This is a genomic window from Streptomyces sp. NPDC101166, assembly GCF_044768125.1.
Classification (GTDB): domain Bacteria; phylum Actinomycetota; class Actinomycetes; order Streptomycetales; family Streptomycetaceae; genus Streptomyces.
Window position 1 is genome coordinate 1 of record NZ_JBIWPF010000063.1, and the last position, 2,309, is coordinate 2,309.

Sequence of the window (2,309 nt, forward strand, 5' to 3'; positions counted from 1 at the left end):
CCCCGAACTAGCGGCGGGTTCGGTCACAGCCCATCGGGACCCTCCGGTGGGCTGTCGCCGTTTCCGGGGGTTGCGGGGCGATTTCTCCGGCCGGACGGGGGTCTGGCAGAATGAACGACCGTCCTCATCGAGGACAGTGTCAGCCCGTCTCCGGTTCCGTACCGCGCGGCGGTCACAGCACTTGACGCAAAACCGGGCCCACCGCGAGTGGGTCGCTGAATTGCGACGTGACCAACCTTTGAAAGGAAGCAGCTCATGGCTGTTCGTATCAAGCTGACCCGTCTGGGCAAGATCCGCAACCCCCAGTACCGCATCGTCGTCGCCGACGCCCGCACCCGTCGTGACGGCCGCGCCATCGAGTCGATCGGCATCTACCAGCCGAAGCAGGAGCCCTCGCTCATCCAGATCGACTCCGAGCGCGCCCAGTACTGGCTGGGTGTCGGCGCGCAGCCGACCGAGCCGGTGAAGCGTCTGCTGGAGATCACCGGCGACTGGCAGAAGTTCAAGGGCCTGCCGGGCGCCGAGGGCACCCTGAAGGTCGCGGCCCCGAAGCCGTCCAAGCTGGACCTGTTCAACGCCGCGCTGGCCGCCGCCGAGAACGAGCCGGTCGCCGAGGCCGTCACCCCCAAGAAGAAGGCCGCCAAGAAGGACGAGGCCGCTGAGGCCGAGGCCGCTGAGGCCACCACCGAAGCCGCCGAGTAGTCGTGATCGAGCGCAGCGAGGGAACCAATGGCACAGCCGCCTCGGCGGTTATGCCGGAGGCGAGCGCTAGCGAGGTGCAGGCATGAGCGCCGTCGTGGCTGATGCCGTCGAACATCTGGTTCGCGGCATCGTCGCCAATCCGGACGACGTCCACGTCGAGCTGATCACCAGCCGTCGTGGCCGCACCGTCGAGGTGCACGTGCACCCCGACGATCTGGGCAAGGTGATCGGTCGCGGCGGTCGTACCGCGACCGCGCTGCGCACCCTGGTCGCCGGCATCGGCGGCAAGGGCATTCGCGTCGACGTGGTCGACACGGATCAGTAGATGGAACTGGTCGTCGGGCGGGTCGCCAAATCGCACGGTGTGCGTGGCGAACTCGTCGTAGATGTCCGCACCGACGAGCCGGATCTGCGGTTCGCGCCCGGCAGCGTCCTCACGGGGAAGCTGCCGCGCGCGAAGCAGACGCAGGAATTCGTAGTGGAGTCGGCCCGGGAGCACTCGGGCCGCCTTCTGCTGCGTCTGGACGGGCTCGTCGATCGCACCGCCGCGGATGCGTTGCGCGGCATGCTGTTCGTGGTCGACACCGCGGACCTGCCGCCCTCCGAGGATCCGGACGAGTACTACGACCACGAGCTCGAAGGGCTCCGCGTCGAACTCGCCGACGGCGCCCTCGTCGGCACCGTCAACGAAGTGCTGCATTCCGCTGCGGGAGAACTGCTCTCGATCAAGGCCGGGGACGCCTTCCCGCCCGCGGGCCGGGAGATCCTGGTGCCGTTCGTGCTGGCCATGGTGCCGACCGTGTCCGTCGCCGACGGGCTGATCGTCATCGACCCGCCCGAGGGCCTGCTGGACCCGGAGTAGCGGCATGCGTATCGACGTCGTCACGATCTTCCCCGAATACCTCGAGCCGATGCGAGCGGCCTTGCTGGGCAAGGCCATCGACAAGGGCCTGCTCGAGGTCGAGGTGCACGATCTGCGCCACTGGACCCATGACGTGCACAAATCCGTGGACGACACCCCCTACGGCGGCGGGCCCGGCATGGTCATGAAACCGACCGTGTGGGGCGACGCCCTCGACGAGGTGTGCCCGGACGATGCCCTGCTGGTGGTGCCCACCCCCGCGGGCGTGCCGTTCACCCAGGAGACCGCGCAACGCTGGTCGGGCGAACAGCACATCGTGTTCGCGTGCGGCCGCTACGAGGGCATCGACCAGCGGGTCTTCGACGATGCCGCGCGGCGCGTGCGCGTCGAGGAGGTCAGCATCGGCGATTACGTGCTGATCGGCGGCGAGGCCGCGGTGCTGGTCATGACCGAGGCGTTCGTCCGGTTGATCCCGGGCGTGCTGGGCAATCAGCAGTCCCACGAACAGGATTCGTTCTCCGACGGCCTGCTCGAGGGGCCGTCCTACACGCGGCCGGTGAGCTGGCGCGGGCTGGACGTGCCGGAGATCCTGTTGTCCGGCAATCACGCCAAGATCGCGCAGTGGCGGCACGAGCAGTCGCTGGAACGCACGGCCGAGCGCCGGCCCGACCTGCTGCCCGAGGCCGCGCCGACCGAGCTCGGCTGAGACCGGTCAGCGTTTCGGGATGGCGGCGTAACTGTTGTC

The 2,309-nt window shown here is 68.6% G+C and carries 4 protein-coding genes; all 4 read left to right on the plus strand.

Annotated elements, in window-relative coordinates:
* Positions 1-255 precede the first annotated feature (255 nt).
* The 4 genes from rpsP to trmD all read left to right on the plus strand — a co-directional run bounded on the left by rpsP (position 256) and on the right by trmD (position 2,270).
* Positions 256-702, plus strand: coding sequence for a 30S ribosomal protein S16 (gene rpsP, locus ACIRS4_RS36230; protein WP_357092641.1), 447 nt, complete (start codon positions 256-258; stop codon positions 700-702).
* A gap of 82 nt (positions 703-784) precedes the next feature.
* Positions 785-1,027 (plus strand): RNA-binding protein, encoded by a 243-nt coding sequence (locus ACIRS4_RS36235; RefSeq protein ID WP_029930032.1) that lies wholly within the window; start codon positions 785-787, stop codon positions 1,025-1,027.
* Positions 1,028-1,564 (plus strand): ribosome maturation factor RimM, encoded by a 537-nt coding sequence (gene rimM, locus ACIRS4_RS36240; protein WP_404204215.1) that lies wholly within the window; start codon positions 1,028-1,030, stop codon positions 1,562-1,564.
* Between the two features lie 4 nt (positions 1,565-1,568).
* A complete protein-coding gene (gene trmD / locus ACIRS4_RS36245; protein WP_404204217.1) occupies positions 1,569-2,270 on the plus strand; it encodes a tRNA (guanosine(37)-N1)-methyltransferase TrmD in 702 nt (233 codons plus the stop codon).
* The last annotated feature ends 39 nt before the right edge of the window (positions 2,271-2,309 follow it).

Coding starts and splice junctions, on each gene's coding strand:
- trmD (WP_404204217.1), top strand. CDS start 1,569: ATGCGTATCGACGTCGTCACGATCTTCCCCGAATACCTCGAGCCGATG.
- rimM (WP_404204215.1), top strand. CDS start 1,028: ATGGAACTGGTCGTCGGGCGGGTCGCCAAATCGCACGGTGTGCGTGGC.
- ACIRS4_RS36235 (WP_029930032.1), top strand. CDS start 785: ATGAGCGCCGTCGTGGCTGATGCCGTCGAACATCTGGTTCGCGGCATC.
- rpsP (WP_357092641.1), top strand. CDS start 256: ATGGCTGTTCGTATCAAGCTGACCCGTCTGGGCAAGATCCGCAACCCC.